We start from the raw sequence: 19,488 nt of genomic DNA, 5'->3' as shown, positions 1-19,488 counted from the left end.
AGTAAGCCATTTATGTAGATTTTCGCTGTAGGCGACGACTCCTGCCGGATGAGTGAGCAAATGAGACATCCCTACGACGCCTAAGCGGCGGGGATGGCTCATCGCTCACCCGGTGGAAAGCGTTCGACTGCAGCGAAAATCCCAGCGGACACTTTATTTCAACTCACTACCACGCATTATCCCTAATTAGTGACATACTTTATTGGTATAGCGAGAAAATTATCCACGGACCACATTTCCTAAAGCATAAAAAAAGTAGAGTATAGGAATCTTGGAAGTTTCCCATACTCTACTTTTCACGTTGCAAGTCTACTATTCTTTTTATTAATCTTCCTTTTGTAATGAAGTGAAGACTTCTTCTTTTACTTTATTTAGCTCAACTGTAAGTTCATTAAAATTTTCAACCGATTGTTGGACAACATCATTTTGTTTATTTACTTCTTCTACTTGTTCTTGAATTGTCGTCACTTCTGCTGTTTCTTCGATTAACATGTTATATAACTTCTCTTGTAAACTAGCAAGAGCATGATATTGTTCTGTTAAGTCGCTGTATGCAGTGTAGCGATTTTTTAATGCTTCTTCGATTTGTTGAATGCTTACTTTTTCCGATTCGCTGTCTGTTTCAGAAAGAAGTATTTCAATATCCGTTAATTTATCAGATGCACTATTAATAGAAATTGCTTCTTTTTCCACTAACACGAGTCTTTCCTCCAAAAGTCGAGCTGTTTCTTCCACTTGTGTCTTAAGCTCTTCTTTTTGATCTTTCGTTAACTCCATCATGCTTTGAAAATTAGCTTGCTCTTTTTGTTCCGTTTCGGCTATCTGCATTTGTACATCCCTATAATCCGCTTCTAAATTATGTATTTCTGTTAAGAAGTTAGATAATTTTTCTTCTGTTGTTTCACCAAAAGAACATGCAGATAGAAGTAATACAAAGCATAAAGGAACTACGTACTTCCATTTTTTCATCACGTAACCTCCTCTAATCATTTCACTATAATTGTTCTAGCTACTAAATTCAACCGTACAATAGGCTTTTTTTGTTTAGCTAATGATGATTTTTCGGTATAATAGGACTATGAACATGGAAAGGACGATTATGATGATTTTAATGAAAGATATTGTGAGAGATGGTCACCCGGCACTACGTAAAAAAACGCAAGAAATGACTTTTCCTTTATCAGAAGATGATATACAGCTTGCAAATGATTTATTGGAATATGTGATCAATAGTCAAGATGATAAAATGGTGGAAAAATATAAATTACGCCCCGGAATAGGAATTGCAGCGCCTCAAGTAAACGCTGAAAAAAGAATGTTCGCCTTACATTTACCCGATGTAGAAAATGGGAACGTAAGCTTTGTTGCCGTAAACCCGAAAATAATTAGCCATTCCGTAGAAAATACATATATTACAGCTGGTGAAGGTTGTCTTTCTGTGGACGAAGTTATTGAGGGATATGTACCGAGACATGCACGAATTACCGCAACTGGCTTCTATCCAGATGGCACACCATTCAAAAAACGATTAAAAGGATTAGCAGCCATTGCTTTTCAACATGAACTAGATCATTTAAATGGCATTATGTTTTACGACCATATTGATAAAGTAAATCCATATGCAGAAGTACCAAATTCCGTTCCGTATGACCGTGCATAAGGAAAAAGCCCGTTTTACTCTTAAAAAGTAAGACGGGCTTGTTATTTATAACTCTGCTAATGTCGGCATTGCCGAAAGAGCTCCTGGTTTTGTTGCACAAATTGCTCCTAGTCTATTGCCAAATGAGACATAGTCAATCCACTCTTCTTTTGACTTTGGCTTTCCATTCAAATTAATTTTAGAAAGAATTCCTGCCATAAAGGCGTCTCCAGCTCCAGTTGTATCGACTGGAACTACCTTTTCGACTTCTACATGAATTGTTTCTTCATCTATCACAACATAAGTACCATCTGCTCCAACAGTAATAAGGATGATTGGAATTTGGTAGTCTTGAAGTTTGCTAATGCCTTCTTCTTTCGTTTTAGTTTCGGTTAAAAAGAATAGTTCTTCTTCTGTTAGCTTTAAAATATCCACCTGTTTAAAAAAGGAACAAATAGTTTCTCTACAAAGTTCCTCACTATCCCATCTGAGTGGTCGAATATTTGCATCAAAAGATAATAGTACGTGGGATTTTTCCATTTGATCTACTATATCGCGAGTAGTCTTACGTGCCGTTGGATGAAATAATGTACCTGAACAAAAATGAAAAATGGAAGCCTGTTGAAATACTTCCTTTTTCAATGTAGAAAAATTCACTTGTAAATCAGGGGTTTCATCTACATACGTATGGAAGTGTCGATCATTATTTTCCGTTAAATGCACATACACGCCACTTACCCGTTTTTCTGGCACTATTTGAGCAAAAGTCAAATCTACCCCTTCAGAAGTTAGCTCACTTCTTACAAATTCAGAAGTTTCATCCTCCCCTGAAATCGTGATAAAAGAGGAAGCTGCTCCAAGTCTAGCAATTCCTGCTGCTACGTTTACCGTTGCTCCGCCTAAATACTTTGTAAATTGTTTATTTGTTTGATCGTCTGCAATATAGTCCACAAATACATCCCCATAAATCAGTACAAACTTATTCGTTAAATCTTTCATAATAACTCCTCTAGATTAATTTTAATTTTTTCATGGCGTTCACTAAACCATTTTCGGAAACATGATCTGTCACAAAAGTTGCGTGTTTTTTTAACTCTTCTACTGCGTTGCCCATTGCCACACCAGTACCTACATATTGAAGCATCTCTATATCATTAAAGCCATCGCCAAAAGCAATTGCGTCATCTACTGTTTTATTCAAATGTTGGAGGAATAACTGAATCCCCTTCGCTTTAGAAACGCCTTGTGGTAGCACGTCACAAGATACGCGGTGCCAACGAACGAACTTTAAGTTAGGAAAAGCTTCCTCATATTCTTTTTGAACTTCCATATCGCAAAAAATTAGTGCTTGATGAATATCATTTGTTAAAAAGAAATTTTCTTCCGTTCTAGGTAAGGCAAGCTTCAAGGAAGATATGCTTTCGTATACATCTTGGTGACCTGGGACATTCGAAACAAATTCTACGTCGTCCATATAAACTAGTGGTCGATCTCGCTGCAACGCAAAATCAGTTAAAGATTGGAGTTCCTGCGTATCAATAACCCCTTTATGTATAATCTCCCCTTGAAACTGTACAATTTGGCCATTATAACAAATAAACGAATCTACCGAAAGTTGGTCTAAAATAGATTTCGCTGTAAATGGAGCTCTTCCCGTCGAAATAACAATTTCATGTCCGTTCTCTCTTGCTTGTTGTATCGAATTTATTACCCCAATTGGAATATTTTTATCCTCATCTAAAATAGTCCCATCAATATCAAAAAACAAAACTTTGTTTACCATATAAAAATTCTCCTATCCTACGCGTTAATTATTTGACTTTTCTGTTAGAGTCCTTTACACATTTCTATTTTTTGTATATAATATACTGTAAGGAGTGAAATACCATGTTGAAACGTCTAAAAAGGAAATGGTTAAGACGACTCGGTGGAATGCTCAGAAATAAAACGATCGCATAAATTATTTGCCCTTCACAAAAATGGAGGGCTTTTCTTTATTTTAAAGAAGTAGCGTGATAATATAAAGAGAATTGATTTATTTTGAACGTGAAAAAGGAGAGTATAATATGATTTATAAAGTTTATTATCAACAAAATGCAGTAGAGGTACCAGTTCGCGAAAACACACAAAGTTTATATGTAGAGGCCGAATCAGAACGTGAAGTTCGTTCTATTTTAAAAGATCGCCAATACAATATCGAATTAATTCAGTTGCTTGAGGGTAATCATTTAGAATACGAACAAGCTAGCCCGAATTATAAAGTAGAAAAGAGATAACATATGAAATTTGTAAAAAATGATCAAACGGCTGTTTTCGCCCTCGGCGGACTAGGTGAAATCGGCAAAAATACGTATGGCGTTCAATTTCAAGATGAGATTATTCTAATAGACGCAGGGATTAAGTTTCCGGAAGATGATCTATTAGGCATTGACTATGTTATTCCGGATTACACATATCTAGTGAAAAATGTAGATAAGATTAAAGGTTTATTTATCACCCATGGTCACGAAGATCATATTGGTGGCATCCCTTACTTATTGAAACAACTAAATGTTCCAGTTTACGGTGGTAAACTTGCACTAGGTTTACTGCGAAACAAATTAGAGGAACATGGCTTACTACGTCAAACTAAAATGAATGTGATCGAAGAAGATGACATCGTGAAATTTAGAAAAACGGCAGTAAGTTTTTTCAGAACTACGCATAGTATTCCGGATGCATTTGGTATTGTTGTCAAAACTCCACCAGGAAACATCGTCCATACAGGTGATTTTAAATTTGACTTCACGCCAGTTGGGGAACCAGCAAACTTAACAAAAATGGCAGAGATTGGCCGTGACGGAGTGCTTTGCTTACTATCTGATAGTACAAACGCAGAAATTCCGAATTTCACGATGTCAGAACGCAAAGTCGGCGAAAGTATGGATTCCATTTTCCGTAAAGTGAATGGTCGTATTATTTTTGCTACATTTGCATCTAATATTCATAGACTTCAGCAAGTAACCGATGCTGCGGTGCAACATGGTCGCAAAATAGCTGTATTTGGTCGAAGTATGGATAACGCAATGACAATTGGTCGCGAACTTGGATATATTACAGCGCCTAAAGAAACATTTGTTGATGCAAGCGCGTTGAATCGATTACCTGCCAATGAAGTACTTATATTATGTACAGGCAGTCAAGGTGAGCCAATGGCCGCTCTTTCTCGAATTGCCAATGGTACACATCGTCAAATTCAAATTCAACCTGGTGATACGGTAGTTTTATCTTCTTCACCAATTCCAGGAAATAGAGCAAGTGTCAATCGTACGATTAACTCTCTATTCCGAGCTGGAGCAGAAGTGATTCACGGTTCACTTAATAATATCCATACATCTGGTCATGGTTCTCAAGAAGAACAAAAACTGATGTTGCGACTAATGAAACCAAAATTCTTTATGCCAATCCACGGAGAGTATCGTATGTTAAAAATTCATACGGAACTTGCAGTAGATTGTGATGTACTACCTGAAAATACATTCATTATGGAAAATGGAGATGTGCTTGCATTAAGTGCGAAAGAAGCGCATGTTGCCGGACGAATTCCATCAGGAGATGTGTACATTGATGGTAGTGGAATTGGAGACATCGGTAATATCGTTCTTCGTGATCGTCGAATTCTTTCCGAAGAAGGACTAGTTATTGTCGTTGTAAGTGCCGATATGGAAAGAAAGAAAATTGTTTCTGGTCCTGATATTATTTCACGTGGATTTGTGTATATGCGCGAATCTGGCACAATGATTAATGAAGCGCAACAAATGTTAAACAAACATTTACGTTTCACCCTACAAGATAAACCAGCTGAATGGGCGGAACTAAAAAATGAAATTACAGATGTTCTTAGTCCTTATTTATATGAAAAAACCAAACGTCGTCCAATGATCTTACCGATTATTATGGAAGTGTAAACGATTTTAATAAGCATAAGAAATGCCAGCGGGAGATTCTCCCGCTGGCATTTCTTTATGATAAAACTTTCTTTTCAAATCGATTAATATCGACGTCTGCACCAATAATTATGAGCACATCATTTAATTGCAAGTTCTCATCAGCTGGCGGTGAAACATTTATGCTATTTCCGCGTTTTATTGCCACAATATTAATACCGTATCTGGCACGAATATCCAAATCTATTAATGTTTTCTGAGCAATCTTTTCATTTACTTTAATCTCCATAATAGAATGCTCATCAGAAAGTTCTAAGTAATCCAATACATTATTCGATAAAATATTATTCGCGATACGAATTCCCATATCACGTTCAGGATGCACCACCTGGTCCGCGCCTATTTTGCGCAACACTTTTTCATGATAATCATTTTGTGCTTTTACAGTAATTTTCTTCACACCAATTTCTTTTAACATAAGCGTCGTTAATATACTTGATTGGATATTGTCGCCAATTGCAACAATTACATGCTCAAAGTTTCGAATACCAAGTGATTTTAACACTGCTTCATCAGTCGTATCCGCCACTACTGCCTGCGTAGCAATTGTAGCAAATTCGTCTACTCGTTCTGCTGCTATATCAATGGCCATTACATCTGCACCTTGATCGATTAACTCTCTAACGATACTTCCTCCAAATCGTCCTAAACCAATTACTACAAATTCTTTTTGCATAATAGTGCCTCCTGCTTACTAATCGGATGCACTTAGTTTACCATACCGTTTCTAAAAAGAGATACTCAAATAGCTAACCTTAGTATTATTGATCTTTCATTAAAAGTATTAACCTTTTTTCTAACATCCTAAAACCACTCTCGCCAGATTGTATGTGGCGAAGCAATCCTTGATTATCAAACAGATAAAAAGATGGGACAATTCGATTTTGGAATTTTTCGGATACAACTAAATCGTGATCTAGGTATATGGAATTTGTCATACTCATTCGTTCAGCTTTCTGCTTTATTAACGTATTGTTCACATCTTCTTTAGTTAATGGCATATGAATTCCAACTAATTGAAATTTATCTCCATATGTCTTTTTCCATCTATTTATAATCCCAGAAGTATTCTCACATAAATGGCAACTAATGGACCAAAAGTGTACTAATAAAGGTACTTCCCCAATTAATTTTTCTTTCGTTACACTTCCGTTCAACCATTCCATGTCACTTGAAAATTCGGGTAACTCCTCTCTTAATCGCAACTATGTCTCCCCTTTTCCTTTTCGTCCATAGCTAGTGTATGCTTGGTGATAAAAAGGGAACAGGACAAAAACACAATTGTTGATTATCCAAAAGTACCCAGTAAATTACTTATTAATATTTTGATAACAAGCTGGTACTTTATATCTAGGTCCTTTTGGAGTGCTTTGAACGAAAACAAGTTCTACACCATTACCGAGAATTCTTGATACGAAAGGGATGCGACTTTGTCGCATCCCTTTCGTATTTTTCCGGTAATGATGTTGTGATCATTTCGTCCAAAGCGAACTGAAAACGTACAAGTGGAAAATGGGATCCTTGCTCAATTCTCGTGAAATTTTAATGGTGGAAATTGGTTAATCAAGAGACGTGGGACAAAAACGAATTTTTTTTTTGAAATTATATGAATAAGTTGTTAAAGTAAACTTAAAGTTATGTTAAAATAAACTTTGTTTTTCAAAGGAGGAGGGGAATAATATTGCAAATTGGAAAGAAAATTAAACGATTACGCCTTAAGAAAGGTTTAACTCAAGAAGAATTAGGGGAAAGAACAGATTTAAGCAAGGGATTTATATCCCAGCTCGAAAGGGATATTAACTCCCCTTCCATTGAAACACTCTTTTCCATTTTAAATGTACTCGGTTCTAAACCGAAAGACTTTTTTGATGACGAACAAGCGCGTACAAAAGTGGTTTTTGAAGTAGAAGAGCAAACAATTCATGTCGATGAAGAAAAAGGTTATAAACTTCACTGGCTCATTTCCGATTCCAATGAAAATGTAATGGAGCCTGTTCTCATCACAATAGGAAATAACGGCCAGTTTAAGCAATTTGAGCCTTCTCTTTCTGAAACATTTATATACGTCTTAAAAGGAAAAGTAGAGTTAATGCTTGGCAAACAGCAATATTTTGCTTCTAAAGGAGAATCTTTGTACTTTGAAGCAGCAGATGATCATCTATTGAAAAATGCAGCAGATGAAGAAACACAAGTAATTTATGTCGTCACAAATTCTTATTTATAAAATTGGAGGTATATTATGTCGGAGACACCTATCATTCGTTTTGAGAATGTCACAAAATATTATGATGCAGAAACAACCGTACTAACAGATATTAACTTTGAATTAGAGCGTGGCAAATTTTATACGCTACTCGGTCCATCTGGTTGTGGGAAAACAACCATTTTGCGATTGATCGCAGGGTTTATGCAACCATCTGGTGGAAATATTTATTTTAATGGAAAATTGATCAATAATGTTCCCGCAAACGAACGCCAAGTAAATACAGTATTCCAAGACTATGCGCTATTTCCACACTTAAATGTGTTTGAAAATGTGGCATTTGGTCTTCGTATTAAAAAACTAGGTAAACAAGAAATCCAAGAAAAAGTGTTAGAAGCATTGAAGTTTGTTAACTTATCAGGTTATGAAAATAGAGAAATTGCGGAAATGTCTGGTGGACAAAGACAGCGTGTAGCGATTGCTCGAGCCATTGTAAATGATCCGGAAATCATTTTACTTGATGAGCCGCTATCTGCTCTAGATTTAAAACTACGTTCGGAAATGCAATACGAACTGCGTGAGCTGCAACAACGATTAGGCAAAACATTTATATTCGTTACGCATGACCAAGAAGAAGCATTAGCGATGTCAGATGAAATATTCGTACTGAATGCAGGTAATATTGAACAAAGTGGAACACCAATGGACATTTACGATGAACCAATTAATCGATTTGTGGCAGATTTTATTGGTGAATCAAATATTGTTTCTGGCACAATGGTTGCCGATTTCCGTGTGCGAATTGGCGGAAAAGAATTTGAATGTGTCGACCAAGGACTAAATCCAAATGAAAATATCGATATTGTTATACGTCCAGAGGATTTAGAAATTACAACTGTGGAAAAAGGGAAAATGAAAGTAAAAGTAGATACGCAATTATTTAGAGGAGTTCACTACGAGCTATCCACATATGACGATGAAGGAAATGAATGGCTAGTCCACTCCACTAAAAAAGCGGAAGTTGGAGCATTTATCGGGCTAGACTTTGATCCAGAAGCAATTCATGTTATGCGCCTAAATGAAACAGAAGAAGAATTTGATAAGCGACTTGAGTCTTACGGAGAAGACGCATATGCAAACTAAAAATACTAAAACGTTTTATTTAATACCGTATTTTGCTTGGATTTTATTGTTTGTCATTGCACCAATTGCGTTAATTGCTTATTACTCCCTTTTCGATTTAAGCGGTAATTTTACATTAGACAATTATAAAAACTTCTTCACTTCTATTTATTTAAAGCTAACACTTAGTTCTTTTTGGTACGCATTTCTTATTACGTTCTTTTCTTTAATTGTTGCATACCCAACAGCTTATTTGCTGACAAAAACGAAGCATAAACAATTGTGGCTGTTATTAATCATTATTCCATCGTGGATTAACTTGTTATTAAAAACGTATGCATTCATTGGAATTTTTGGATTGTACGGTCCGATCAATGCATTTTTAAATGTGTTTGGTTTTGGGGAAACACAAATTCTATTTACAGACTTTAGTTTTATTTTTGTATCTGTTTATATTTTTATCCCATTTATGATTTTGCCTATTTTTAACGCACTCGATAAATTGAATCCATCATTAATCGATGCAAGTCGAGATTTAGGCGCATCAAGTTGGACAACCTTTACAAAAGTAATCTTTCCTTTAACGACAAATGGAGTGAAAGCAGGAATTCAAGCAGTATTCATCCCTTCCCTATCGCTCTTCATGATTACTCGACTAATCGCTGGGAACAAAGTAATTACACTTGGTACCGCGATTGAACAACAATTTCTAGTTACGCAAAACTGGGGAATGGGTTCGACCATTGCTGTATTCCTAATTATATTTATGGTAATTGTGATGATTATTACTGGTCAAAGAGAAAAGGGGGCTACTTCTAATGGCAAGAACTAGTAACACAGCGAAAATTTACTTAGCCCTTATTTTCATTATTTTATATGCCCCAATATTGTATTTGATCTTTTATTCATTCAATAGTGGGGGTAGCATGAATAATTTTGAATCGTTTACTTGGGAACATTATGCTGCGGTATTTTCCGATACTCGACTGATTATGATTCTGATTAATACGGTTATCGTTGCACTTCTTTCTGCTTTAATCGCAACGATCATTGGCGTATTTGGTTCGATTGGCATTGTGTATATGCGCAACAAATCTATACGAAATTCTTTATTATCGTTAAACAATGTGTTAATCGTTAGTCCTGATGTTGTGATAGGGGCATCTTTCTTAATCCTATTTACGATGATTGGTGTTAAATTAGGGTTTGCATCGGTGTTGATCTCGCATATAGCCTTCAGTATTCCGATCGTTGTATTAATGGTGTTACCGAAGCTGCAGGAGATGAATAGTTCTTTAATAGATGCGGCAGCAGACCTTGGTGCGACAAAAGGAGAAATTTTACGAAGAGTCATTATTCCCTTTATTAAACCTGGTATTTTTGCAGGGTTCTTCATGGCACTGACTTACTCGCTGGACGATTTCGCGGTTACTTTTTTCGTTACAGGAAATGGATTTAGCACATTATCTGTAGAAATTTACTCGATGGCACGTGCTGGTATTACCCTTACGATCAATGCGTTATCTGGCATTATCTTTATCGTGACGATTCTCCTCGTTGTTGGTTATTACTTTATTAATCAAAGAGGGAAAAACCCTGTTGGAATGGGGGTACGAAAATGAGAGACATTATAAAAGCAGCCGTTGCAATCATTATCGTATGTATCGCTTTGTTTTTTGTAAATGACTATTTGAATAAAAGCTCAGGCAAAGCAAGTAGTGACACCGTGACAATTTACAATTGGGGAGAATATATTGACCCGGATTTAATCGCTCAATTTGAAGAAGAGTCAGGCTACCGCGTAGTCTACGAAACATTCGATTCTAACGAAGCGATGATGACGAAAATTGAACAAGGCGGAACTTCGTATGATATTGCCGTTCCATCGGAGTATGCAATTGAAAAAATGAAAGAAAATGATCTACTCTTACCTATTGATCATTCAATGATTCCAAATCTAAAAAATATCGATCCTTACTTTTTAGATTTATCATTTGATCCGAAAAACGAATTTTCTATCCCTTACTTTTGGGGTACGGTAGGTATTGTATTTAACCCTAGCTTACTAGATGGACAAACATTCGATAGCTGGGAAGCTTTATGGGATCCTTCTTTAAAAGGACAAGTGTTGTTAGTCGATAGTGCCCGTGAAGTGATTGGTATGGGCTTAAATAGCTTAGGTTATTCTTTAAACTCGACTGATGAAAACGAATTAGCAGAAGCCGCTGCTAAGTTAAGTAAACTTACGCCTAATGTAAAAGCAATTATTGGCGATGAAGTGACGCAACTTATGGTCAATGAAGAGGCTCCTGTTGCGCTAACTTGGTCTGGTCAAGCAGCAGACATGATGTGGGAAAACGAAGAGCTAGACTATTCGGTTCCTGAAGAAGGCTCTAACTTATGGTTCGATAATATGGTTATACCAAAAACTGCAGCGAATGTAGTTGGAGCGCATGCATTTATAAACTTTATGCTAGATGCGGAAGTAGCTGCTCAAAATGCCGATTATGTTGGGTATTCCATTCCAAATGCAGCCGCAATGGAATTGATGGATGAAGAGGTAATTTCAGATGAACGATTTTATCCTACGGAAGAGACAAGAGATCATTTAGAAGTGTATAATAATCTCGGTCTTGAAATGTTGGGTAACTATAACGAGTTATTTTTGAAGTTTAAAATGAGTACAAACTAAAGTGTAGAGCCGCCTATTTACGGGCGGCTCTATTTTCTTATTTTCCAAATTAACAATTATTAATTATTCGTGTCGCGAAAGTTTTTATTCTTTCACGAATATGGTAGAATCGATAGACACGTAAATAGAAATTTTTAGAAAGCAGGAATTATATGGCGAAGAAATCATCACAATTTGCATTGTACATATTAATGTTTAATATGTTTATCGCTATGGCTGGTATCGGTCTAGTTATTCCAGTCATGCCTCAATATTTAGAAACGTTTGGCGTAGCAGGTCAAGCACTAGGATTTATCATTGCATCTTTTGCGTTAGGCCAGTTTGTTTTCTCTCCTTTAGCAGGAGATTTATCCGATACGTATGGGCGTAAAAAACTTATTATTGTTGGATTAGTTGTGTTTTCCGCCTCACAATTATGGTTCGGCTTAGCAACACATGAGTGGATGCTGTATGCTGCACGATTTATTAGTGGAATAGGGGGAGCTTTTTTAATTCCGGCGACGATGGCATTTGTTGCCGATATTACCACCCTTGAAGATCGTGGAAAAGGGATGGGCTTTCTTGGTGCCTCTATGTCTTTGGGATTCATGATAGGTCCTGCGATTGGTGGGTTTTTGGCAAAAGTAAGTTTAACTTTTCCTTTTTATATGGCTGCCATTGCAGCAATTCTTTCTGCTGTAATTTCTTTTATCATCTTACCAGATGTCAAACATGCGATTGCTGAAAATGCTTCAGTAAAGAAAAAACGGGAAAATATACTTGTTCAAATGAAAAACTCGATGAAAACTCCTTATTTCATGATGCTCATTATTATTTTCGTTTTTTCGTTCGGAATTGCAAATTTCCAAACAACGTTTTCTTTATATGTGGACCATAAATATAATTACACTCCGCAAGACATTGCCATTGTTTTGACCGTTGGAGGATTTGCCGGTGTAATTGTACAAACGTTAATTGTCAATAAACTATTTAAACGTTTCGGTGAGCTAAATGTCATTTTATTCAGCCTTGTTGGTGCAGCATTATCTTTATTAGCATTTTTCTTAGTAGATGGGTTCGCGCTAGTATTGTTAATAGCTACTCTATTCTCTACTGCAACTACTTTAATCCGACCAGCCGTTAATACGGTCGTTTCGAAGCTTGCGGGAGATGAACAAGGGTTTGCCGCTGGTATGAATAATGCATATATGAGCTTAGGAAATATGATTGGTCCAGCGCTTGCGGGGATATTTTTTGATATTAATATTAACTTTCCTTTTGTTATTGGTTCTATCATACTTTTATGTTCATGGAGTATTACGATTGTTTGGATTAAGAAGAAAAAACCAGTTATTGCTTAAATTTCTATAAAGTAAAACAAGGTAGGAGAAAGTGATGGGTTCACTTTTTCCTACCTTGTTTTTTCCTTAAAGAAGTTTACGAGCAATGACCCACTCTATCGGAACAAAAAAACATTTCTCACTTCGAAAAATAGCAAACACCCGAAGCGGATATGTTCATTGGCTTCGGGTGTTTTCGTTTGGTTGCTCTTGTTCTATATTTGATTGCTTTCAACGTGAAATTGGTTGCTTTAGAATGCTAATTAGTTGCTTATAGATTCTAATTAGTCGCCCCTAGCCATTTTCTACCTATTCTTTTTCCCTCTAACTAGTTTTTCGACATTACTTGTACCCGTAGCAGTCTCTTCTATGTGCTTTTTCTTAATCCTATTAAATGGTGCGAGTAATTGGTTAAAACCAAATCTCCGAATCGTAATATCGATGAAAAATAACACGATTGCAACCAAAATTAGCATTTGCTGTATTGATTGTCGCTCCGAACTTTTTAAATCGATCGTTCGGAATACATCAGATGCTTCGGTAAGTATTTTACCGCCGGCTCGATTTACAATCATCTCTAACTTATTTGTATTTGGCTTTTGTACTTTGTATTCTTCACTATATGGAATAGAAATACCTGCTTGATAAACGGCATCTTGTTCATTGGACACTCGGAAAAATACTAGACCTGGATCGCTTTCCACTGTAACACGGGATTTTCCTGGTGCAAGTGGTTCGGATGAAACAGGGAGTTCTTCCCCTTTTTCATTGACCGCAGCTACTTCCAGAAAAGAGGATTTCCCTGAAGGATCCGTAACTGTATAACTACCATCACTCGCTTTTTGAATCGTAAAAGGCACTTCGCTGTAGGCTGGTAGTAAGCGTGATACCGCTGTGTTCCAAAAATCGCCCCAATGGTTCCATCTAGCAAAATCACCGCTCCAAGCCCCAGTAGAATCGGAAGTGAACGCCATTGTTCTTCCTAGCCCATACATCCACTCCACAAGTACGGGATCTTCTTTTTCACTTTCAGCAATAATGGATGCAGTTTGTTTCGGTGTTGTCGCAATGTAAGCATTCATTTGCGGCACTCCTTCTGTAAACAAACTCGTCCATGTAGAATCTCCATAAATAATCGGATAAAATGGATTATCCTCAATATATGTTCTGGAAATCATCGCCGTTTCTGTAGACATAATGGCTGGAATGGTCGATTCATCTACGACATCGTAAAATGTTCCTCCTCCCATTTCAGCTAAATTTTCTAATAAGGCTCTATCCGCATCTTGCCCAACTGCTACAGTCGAAACGGTGATTAAATCTTTTGCTCCTTCTTCGATTAACGATTGGTAATCACCGGTTGAAGCAGATTGTCCATCGGTCAATAAAATGACGTGCTTACGCTGTAATTTTAACGGAGCTAAGTTTTCATAAGCTAGTGCTAAACTCGAGTAAATTTCTGTACCCCCGCCTACTCCAACAGATAAGATCGTGTCTAATGCTTCTTGTTTGTCCAAAAGAGGGGCCGTTTCGATTATTTCCCAAGGACGATCGTCAAAAGCGATAAATCCTAATGTATCCCCTTCACGAAGCATTTCCACTGAACGAGCTGCAGCCTCTTTTGCATAGTCGAATTTAGAACCACTCATACTTCCCGAACGGTCCATCACGATGACTAAACCGAGCGATGGTAGCTGATGCTTTCCTTTAATCTCCATTTCGACAGGCAATAATTTTTCAATTGGCGTTTTAAAATATCCGCCTAAACCAAAACTATTTGTTCCTCCGACCATCATAAAGCCGACACCGAAATTTTTCACCGCTTGTTCAATGACCGTCATTTTTTGCTCCCCTACAACATGACCTGGAACATTATCAAAAATAATTGCATCATATCGTAAATAATTCGATAAATCAAAGGGCAGGGCACTTGCATCTATAACATCCGTTTGTATAGCGGCTTGATCAATAACAGTTGGAATATTAGAATGGTTCCCATCATGCGTTACGACTAATAGATGGGGAGAACTTTCCACATTTGTTACACTCGTCAGTTTGTTGTTCTCGATTAATCCATCACCGCTCACGATGACTTCGACTTCATACTTTAATAAACCTTCTCCAGTCGATGCATTTCGAAACGTAAAACTATTTGAACCTTGTTCTAGTGTAATTTGCTCACGAGATAACAATTGATCGTTTTCATAGAGCAATAATTCACCTGTTGTATTCGTCGTCGCTTCTAATTGGACATTCAGTTGTTGCTGCTCTCCCTCAAACGCTATAGATGGTGTTTCGAACGAGGTAATCGCAACATCTTCCGAAGACACTCTTTCTAGTTGGACAACATCAATCGTCACGTTTCCACCAGCAATTTTCAAAAGCTCGTCATGTACTGATCCACTCGTTTCTAATCCATCCGTGAAGAGAACTATTCGAGTCGCTTTCGATGGTTCTACGATTCCAGTTGCTAGTTGCAAAGCTCTTGCTATATCAGTGTCGCCTGGTGCTTTCATCGGCGTGAAAACAGGTAAATTTATTTCACCAGCAGTTAAAGCTACCTCTGATTGAAAGTCATCTGCAAATGTATATACACCTACAAGCTGTGTATTTTTTCGCGAGTCTAAGCTTTGTTCGATAAATGAAGTCACTTGGCTGTCCGTTCCTTGCACAGAAGCGGAACGATCGACTAAGAAAAGTACTTGTTCTTCTTTAATTGGCAATAAAAGATAAGGATTGGTCAAACCTAAAATTAAACAAAAAATGGCAAGTATTCGAAGAAAAAAGACAACCTTTCCTTCTTTACGAAAACCTTTCTTCTCTTTTTTCCACGTCCAAATAAAATAAATAACAATTGGCACAAATAACAATAGCCAAAGTGGTTGGTCAACTCGTAAATCCACGTCGTCTTTGCACCTCCCACTCTATTACAAATAGTAGTAACAATAGTAGTAAAATATATGGAACAAAGGAATGTTGCGAATAATTTTCACTCATTTCTATTTGTTCCCCACTCACTTTGTACGTATTTCCCTTTTCAATTTCTTTCTCACTTTGAGATAAAGCAACGGAAAAGTTTTTTACGATATCATTGGAACGAAGTACGTATAATCCTGGTTTCTTCGGTGCGATAAATGCTCCACCATTTTCGATCGAATATTGATAGGAATCATCCAATGTGTATATTTCCCATTCATTCGCTGCACTTCCTAATGATTGAGGTCTTCTTTCATTTGGAGTAAACGTACCTAAATACGTATTTCCAGCAGATAGTTGTTCCTTCACACTCCACATAAATAGCGGAAAAGATGGGTGAAGTGGCCAATCAGTCATCTGAATATCCGCTAACACGACAATATCCCCACGAGGAGAAACTTGAATAAATGGCTGATCCCCAACTGTTGCTATCGTCGTATACCCTTGAATTTCTGGATATACGCTACTCACATAAATATCGGATAAATTAGCGAAAGAAAAAAGCGCATGTTCCGTTGTTTGAACTTCACCATTTACTTCCAACGCATTTACGTCGTTTCTTCCGATGAATAAGGTTGGTCGTTCTAGTTGATTTATAAGTCCAAATTGATTCGTAACAACAATACCTTCTTCTGATAGTAGCCCTATTTGTTCGGTCGGTACGCTGCTAACTTCAATATCCATTGATTGAAATGCGGTCCTCACTAGCGCATGCAACCCACTATCGATAAATACTTTCGATAATTGATCTTGCATAAATACGGTCATCGTATTGTCTAATGCATAACCATCTTTTGCATTAAGAGATGCTTTTAAAAAAGAGGATTCCGCTAATTCATCAAATGATAACGTAATCGTTTCATTTGCCGGAATTGTGACGTTTTCTTTCAATAAATCCTCTTTTTCATTCGCTATGGAGAGTTCTGTTATTTGCTCTTTATTCGATTGATTTTCTAGTTGAATTAATGCAGAAATACCATTATTCGTTTTGGTGGCACCGAATCGTTTCATCGACAGGTTTGCTACTTCTGACGTTAGCCCTTCTACATTCCAAGTGACATTTTCATATTGCAAAGGGAGTTCCTTTCGATCTAATACATCCGTGAAAATATAAACAGAAGTTGCTTTATGCTGAAAAAACGATTGTGCAAAATCTAATGATTTCGACATATTTTCCTCTTCATAGCTGACTTCCAGTTTATCAATCTCGCTCTTTATTTGATCGAGATTCGTTTCCGCACGGACTACTACATTCGGTTCATTGCCAGTTGTAACTATGGTAAGTGGCTTACCTGATAAGCTTTCAGCAAGTTGGAGCATTTGTTTTTTATGCTTATCAAAAAGTGTGGAATCATTCGCAGTGTGAACTTCCATCGTAGCAGAAGTATCTACAACAAACACAATTTGTTCTCCGGCAAGCGCCTTCGTTTTCCAAAAAGGTTGAAGTAAAGCAAAAACAAGTAAAATCATCGCAATCATTTGCAAATAAAATAAAGCATTTCTCTGTAAGTGCTGCAAATAAGGGGACGCTTTCGTTTCTCTCATCACTTCTTGCCAAAAAAGTGTGGAAGAAACAGGCTGCTTTGCATATTTTTTTCGGAAGAAATAATAAAGTAATACAGCAATTGGAAAAATAGCTGTCCATAAAAATAGTAGTTGATTAAAACCCAAGTAATCTCACCTCATTGCACCCAATTTGCACGTAATAGTTGTTGAAACAGTACATGCGAAATACCATCATCTGCATTTACTTGAAGTAATCTTGCTCCGAACTTATTGCATAATAATTCCAGACCATTTTGATGTAATTTTCTCTTTTCTTCGTAGGATTCGAGTACCCGTGAAGATATAGACACATTTAACTGATCCGAAGTTTCCACATCTACTACTTGCACATCTCCTGTATAGCTTGGTGATAGCTCATCATTTGTTACTACTTGTAAAATACGAATATCCCCTGCAAATTTGGGTAATTTTCGAAGTGCTTTTTCCCAAGATTCCAAACTTTCCAAGCAGTCCGAAATAACGAATAAAACAGTGCTGTCTTTCGGTAAAAAAGGAATTGCATTTTCGGCAAATGAAGCAGTCATAATTGGCTCATTTAAATCAGAAATGGTTTGCGTAAAGGCTTTCCGATACGTAGCACCTTTCCGTCTAAATGGCGGTTTTTTATCCTCACTTACTGCTGAAAAAGACAAACGATCATCCCGTTGTAAAACGAGTATACCGAGTGATACCGCAAGCTGTTTTGCAAATGTCCATTTCAGTGGATCACTCATGGACTTCGTACAATCGAGTAAAATATGTACGCGCATTTCTTGTTCATCTAAAAAGCGTTTAATGAAATACTTATCCGTTCGCGCATAGACATTCCAGTCTATTTGGCGTACATCATCACCTGGGCTATACTCTCTAAAATCAGAGAAATCTAGTGATGCCCCGAAGCGCTGCGAACGGTGTGAGCCTTTATGTTGCCCTCGCAATTTGGACTTAGTAGAAATGGATAACCTACTTAACTTTCCTGCCCAATCTTTTGGCACTATCGTGTTCGTAGTCATACGTTTTGTCCTTGTTTAATCGTTTGCAACACGATATCTACTAGCTCATCTGCTGTTTTTCCTTCTGCTTCTCCTTCGTAGTTTAGTAATAAACGATGTCTGAGCACTGGCTTGGCAACAGATTTAATATCTGCAATCGATACATGATAACGTCCAGCAACTAACGCACGGGCTTTCGCAAGCTTTATAAGACTTTGCAAACCACGAGGTCCACTTCCGTATTGTACGTATTGTGCAACTTCTGGAATAATCGCTGCTTCTGGATGGGTGGCAGCTACTAGATCCACTGCATACTCCAGCATATCATCTGCTATTAGTACTTCTTTTACCATTTGTTGTGCGAGTACAATTTCTCTCGCATCCATTATTTTATTCAACTGAATGGTTTGACCACCAGTCGTTCGCTTTGTAATTTCCATCAGTTCTTCTTTTGTTGGGTACGAAACAAGTATTTTACATAAGAAACGGTCCATTTGTGCTTCTGGTAATGGGTATGTTCCTTCCATTTCAATTGGGTTTTGTGTTGCAAGCACGAAAAAAGGTTTATCCATTTGCTTCGTTTCTCCAAGAACCGTTACTGTTTTTTCCCCCATTGCTTCTAGAAGTGCACTTTGTGTTTTCGGCGTTGCTCGGTTTATTTCATCCGCTAAAACCATTTGACTAAAAATAGGTCCTTTTTGGAATGTGAATTGCTGTTTTCCGTTTTCCAATCGTTCAATCATACTCGTTCCCGTGATATCGGATGGCATTAAGTCTGGGGTGAACTGAATTCGCGAAAAAGATAAATCAAGTACTTCCGATATAGTTCGAATAAGCATTGTCTTCCCAAGCCCAGGAAGTCCTTCTAGTAAAGCATGGCCATCTGCTAGAACACAATAAATGGAAAATTCTACAGCTTCTTTTTGACCTACGATAAAGTGTCCTATTTCCGCTCGAACTTCCTCTAAACGTTTACTTATATTTGTGTAATCCTCTGTTGTAAAAGTCATCATT

At 37.2% G+C, this 19,488-nt stretch carries 18 protein-coding genes; 9 read left to right on the top strand and 9 right to left on the bottom strand.

Annotated elements, in window-relative coordinates:
- Positions 1-324: 324 nt before the first annotated feature.
- Complete coding sequence (locus tag FG383_RS17000; RefSeq protein ID WP_185907988.1) at positions 325-969, bottom strand: YkyA family protein; 645 nt, start codon at positions 967-969, stop codon at positions 325-327.
- A 133-nt stretch (positions 970-1,102) separates the two neighbouring features.
- Here FG383_RS17000 and def point away from each other — a divergent pair, with 133 nt between their 5' ends.
- Positions 1,103-1,660 (top strand): peptide deformylase, encoded by a 558-nt coding sequence (gene def / locus FG383_RS16995; protein WP_142608593.1) that lies wholly within the window; start codon positions 1,103-1,105, stop codon positions 1,658-1,660.
- A 45-nt stretch (positions 1,661-1,705) separates the two neighbouring features.
- On the opposite strand, the gene FG383_RS16990 is transcribed toward def, so the two are convergent.
- Positions 1,706-2,638, bottom strand: coding sequence for a carbohydrate kinase family protein (locus FG383_RS16990; protein WP_142608591.1), 933 nt, complete (start codon positions 2,636-2,638; stop codon positions 1,706-1,708).
- Between the two features lie 10 nt (positions 2,639-2,648).
- Positions 2,649-3,422, bottom strand: a complete 774-nt coding sequence (locus FG383_RS16985) for a Cof-type HAD-IIB family hydrolase (RefSeq protein WP_142608590.1) — start codon at positions 3,420-3,422, stop codon at positions 2,649-2,651.
- A gap of 283 nt (positions 3,423-3,705) precedes the next feature.
- Here FG383_RS16985 and FG383_RS16980 point away from each other — a divergent pair, with 283 nt between their 5' ends.
- Complete coding sequence (locus FG383_RS16980) at positions 3,706-3,915, top strand: DNA-dependent RNA polymerase subunit epsilon (protein ID WP_142608589.1); 210 nt, start codon at positions 3,706-3,708, stop codon at positions 3,913-3,915.
- A gap of 3 nt (positions 3,916-3,918) precedes the next feature.
- A complete protein-coding gene (gene rnjA / locus FG383_RS16975; RefSeq protein ID WP_142608588.1) occupies positions 3,919-5,586 on the top strand; it encodes a ribonuclease J1 in 1,668 nt (555 codons plus the stop codon).
- Positions 5,587-5,641: 55 nt separating this feature from the next.
- Here the strand turns inward: rnjA and FG383_RS16970 are convergent, their stop codons facing one another.
- Both FG383_RS16970 and FG383_RS16965 read right to left on the bottom strand, forming a co-directional pair.
- The gene (locus FG383_RS16970) at positions 5,642-6,301 is read right to left on the bottom strand and encodes a potassium channel family protein (protein WP_142608587.1); all 660 of its coding nucleotides are present in this window, start codon (positions 6,299-6,301) and stop codon (positions 5,642-5,644) included.
- A gap of 85 nt (positions 6,302-6,386) precedes the next feature.
- Positions 6,387-6,830 carry a thioredoxin domain-containing protein gene (locus tag FG383_RS16965; protein ID WP_142608586.1) on the bottom strand — a complete coding sequence of 148 codons (444 nt, stop codon included), beginning with the start codon at positions 6,828-6,830 and terminating at the stop codon, positions 6,387-6,389.
- Between the two features lie 476 nt (positions 6,831-7,306).
- Between FG383_RS16965 and FG383_RS16960 the strand changes: the two genes are divergently transcribed.
- From FG383_RS16960 to FG383_RS16935, 6 genes are all read left to right on the top strand, one after another.
- Complete coding sequence (locus FG383_RS16960; RefSeq protein ID WP_142608585.1) at positions 7,307-7,849, top strand: helix-turn-helix domain-containing protein; 543 nt, start codon at positions 7,307-7,309, stop codon at positions 7,847-7,849.
- 15 nt (positions 7,850-7,864) lie between these two features.
- Positions 7,865-8,971: an ABC transporter ATP-binding protein gene (locus tag FG383_RS16955; RefSeq protein ID WP_142608584.1), complete on the top strand. Its 1,107-nt coding sequence runs from the start codon at positions 7,865-7,867 to the stop codon at positions 8,969-8,971.
- The gene (locus tag FG383_RS16950) at positions 8,961-9,782 is read left to right on the top strand and encodes an ABC transporter permease (RefSeq protein WP_142608583.1); all 822 of its coding nucleotides are present in this window, start codon (positions 8,961-8,963) and stop codon (positions 9,780-9,782) included. The genes FG383_RS16955 and FG383_RS16950 overlap by 11 nt, the downstream gene beginning before the upstream one ends.
- Positions 9,769-10,572, top strand: a complete 804-nt coding sequence (locus tag FG383_RS16945; protein ID WP_142608582.1) for an ABC transporter permease — start codon at positions 9,769-9,771, stop codon at positions 10,570-10,572. The genes FG383_RS16950 and FG383_RS16945 overlap by 14 nt, the downstream gene beginning before the upstream one ends.
- Positions 10,569-11,642 (top strand): ABC transporter substrate-binding protein, encoded by a 1,074-nt coding sequence (locus tag FG383_RS16940; RefSeq protein WP_142608581.1) that lies wholly within the window; start codon positions 10,569-10,571, stop codon positions 11,640-11,642. Before FG383_RS16945 ends, FG383_RS16940 begins: the two co-directional genes overlap by 4 nt.
- A gap of 152 nt (positions 11,643-11,794) precedes the next feature.
- Positions 11,795-12,982: an MFS transporter gene (locus tag FG383_RS16935; protein WP_142608580.1), complete on the top strand. Its 1,188-nt coding sequence runs from the start codon at positions 11,795-11,797 to the stop codon at positions 12,980-12,982.
- A gap of 284 nt (positions 12,983-13,266) precedes the next feature.
- On the opposite strand, the gene FG383_RS16930 is transcribed toward FG383_RS16935, so the two are convergent.
- From FG383_RS16930 to FG383_RS16915, 4 genes are read right to left on the bottom strand one after another with little or no spacing between them, the layout of a single operon-like run.
- Positions 13,267-15,864, bottom strand: a complete 2,598-nt coding sequence (locus FG383_RS16930) for a VWA domain-containing protein (protein ID WP_142608579.1) — start codon at positions 15,862-15,864, stop codon at positions 13,267-13,269.
- A complete protein-coding gene (locus FG383_RS16925) occupies positions 15,848-17,608 on the bottom strand; it encodes a vWA domain-containing protein (protein WP_142608578.1) in 1,761 nt (586 codons plus the stop codon). The genes FG383_RS16930 and FG383_RS16925 overlap by 17 nt, the downstream gene beginning before the upstream one ends.
- Positions 17,609-17,619: 11 nt before the next feature.
- Positions 17,620-18,495, bottom strand: a complete 876-nt coding sequence (locus tag FG383_RS16920) for a DUF58 domain-containing protein (protein ID WP_142608577.1) — start codon at positions 18,493-18,495, stop codon at positions 17,620-17,622.
- A complete protein-coding gene (locus tag FG383_RS16915; protein WP_142608576.1) occupies positions 18,492-19,484 on the bottom strand; it encodes an AAA family ATPase in 993 nt (330 codons plus the stop codon). Before FG383_RS16915 ends, FG383_RS16920 begins: the two co-directional genes overlap by 4 nt.
- Between the last annotated feature and the right edge of the window lie 4 nt (positions 19,485-19,488).

It is taken from the genome of Psychrobacillus soli, from assembly GCF_006861775.1.
GTDB lineage: Bacteria > Bacillota > Bacilli > Bacillales_A > Planococcaceae > Psychrobacillus > Psychrobacillus soli.
The sequence above is the reverse complement of the archived record's forward strand: the minus strand, read 5'-3'. Positions and strand labels throughout refer to the sequence as shown.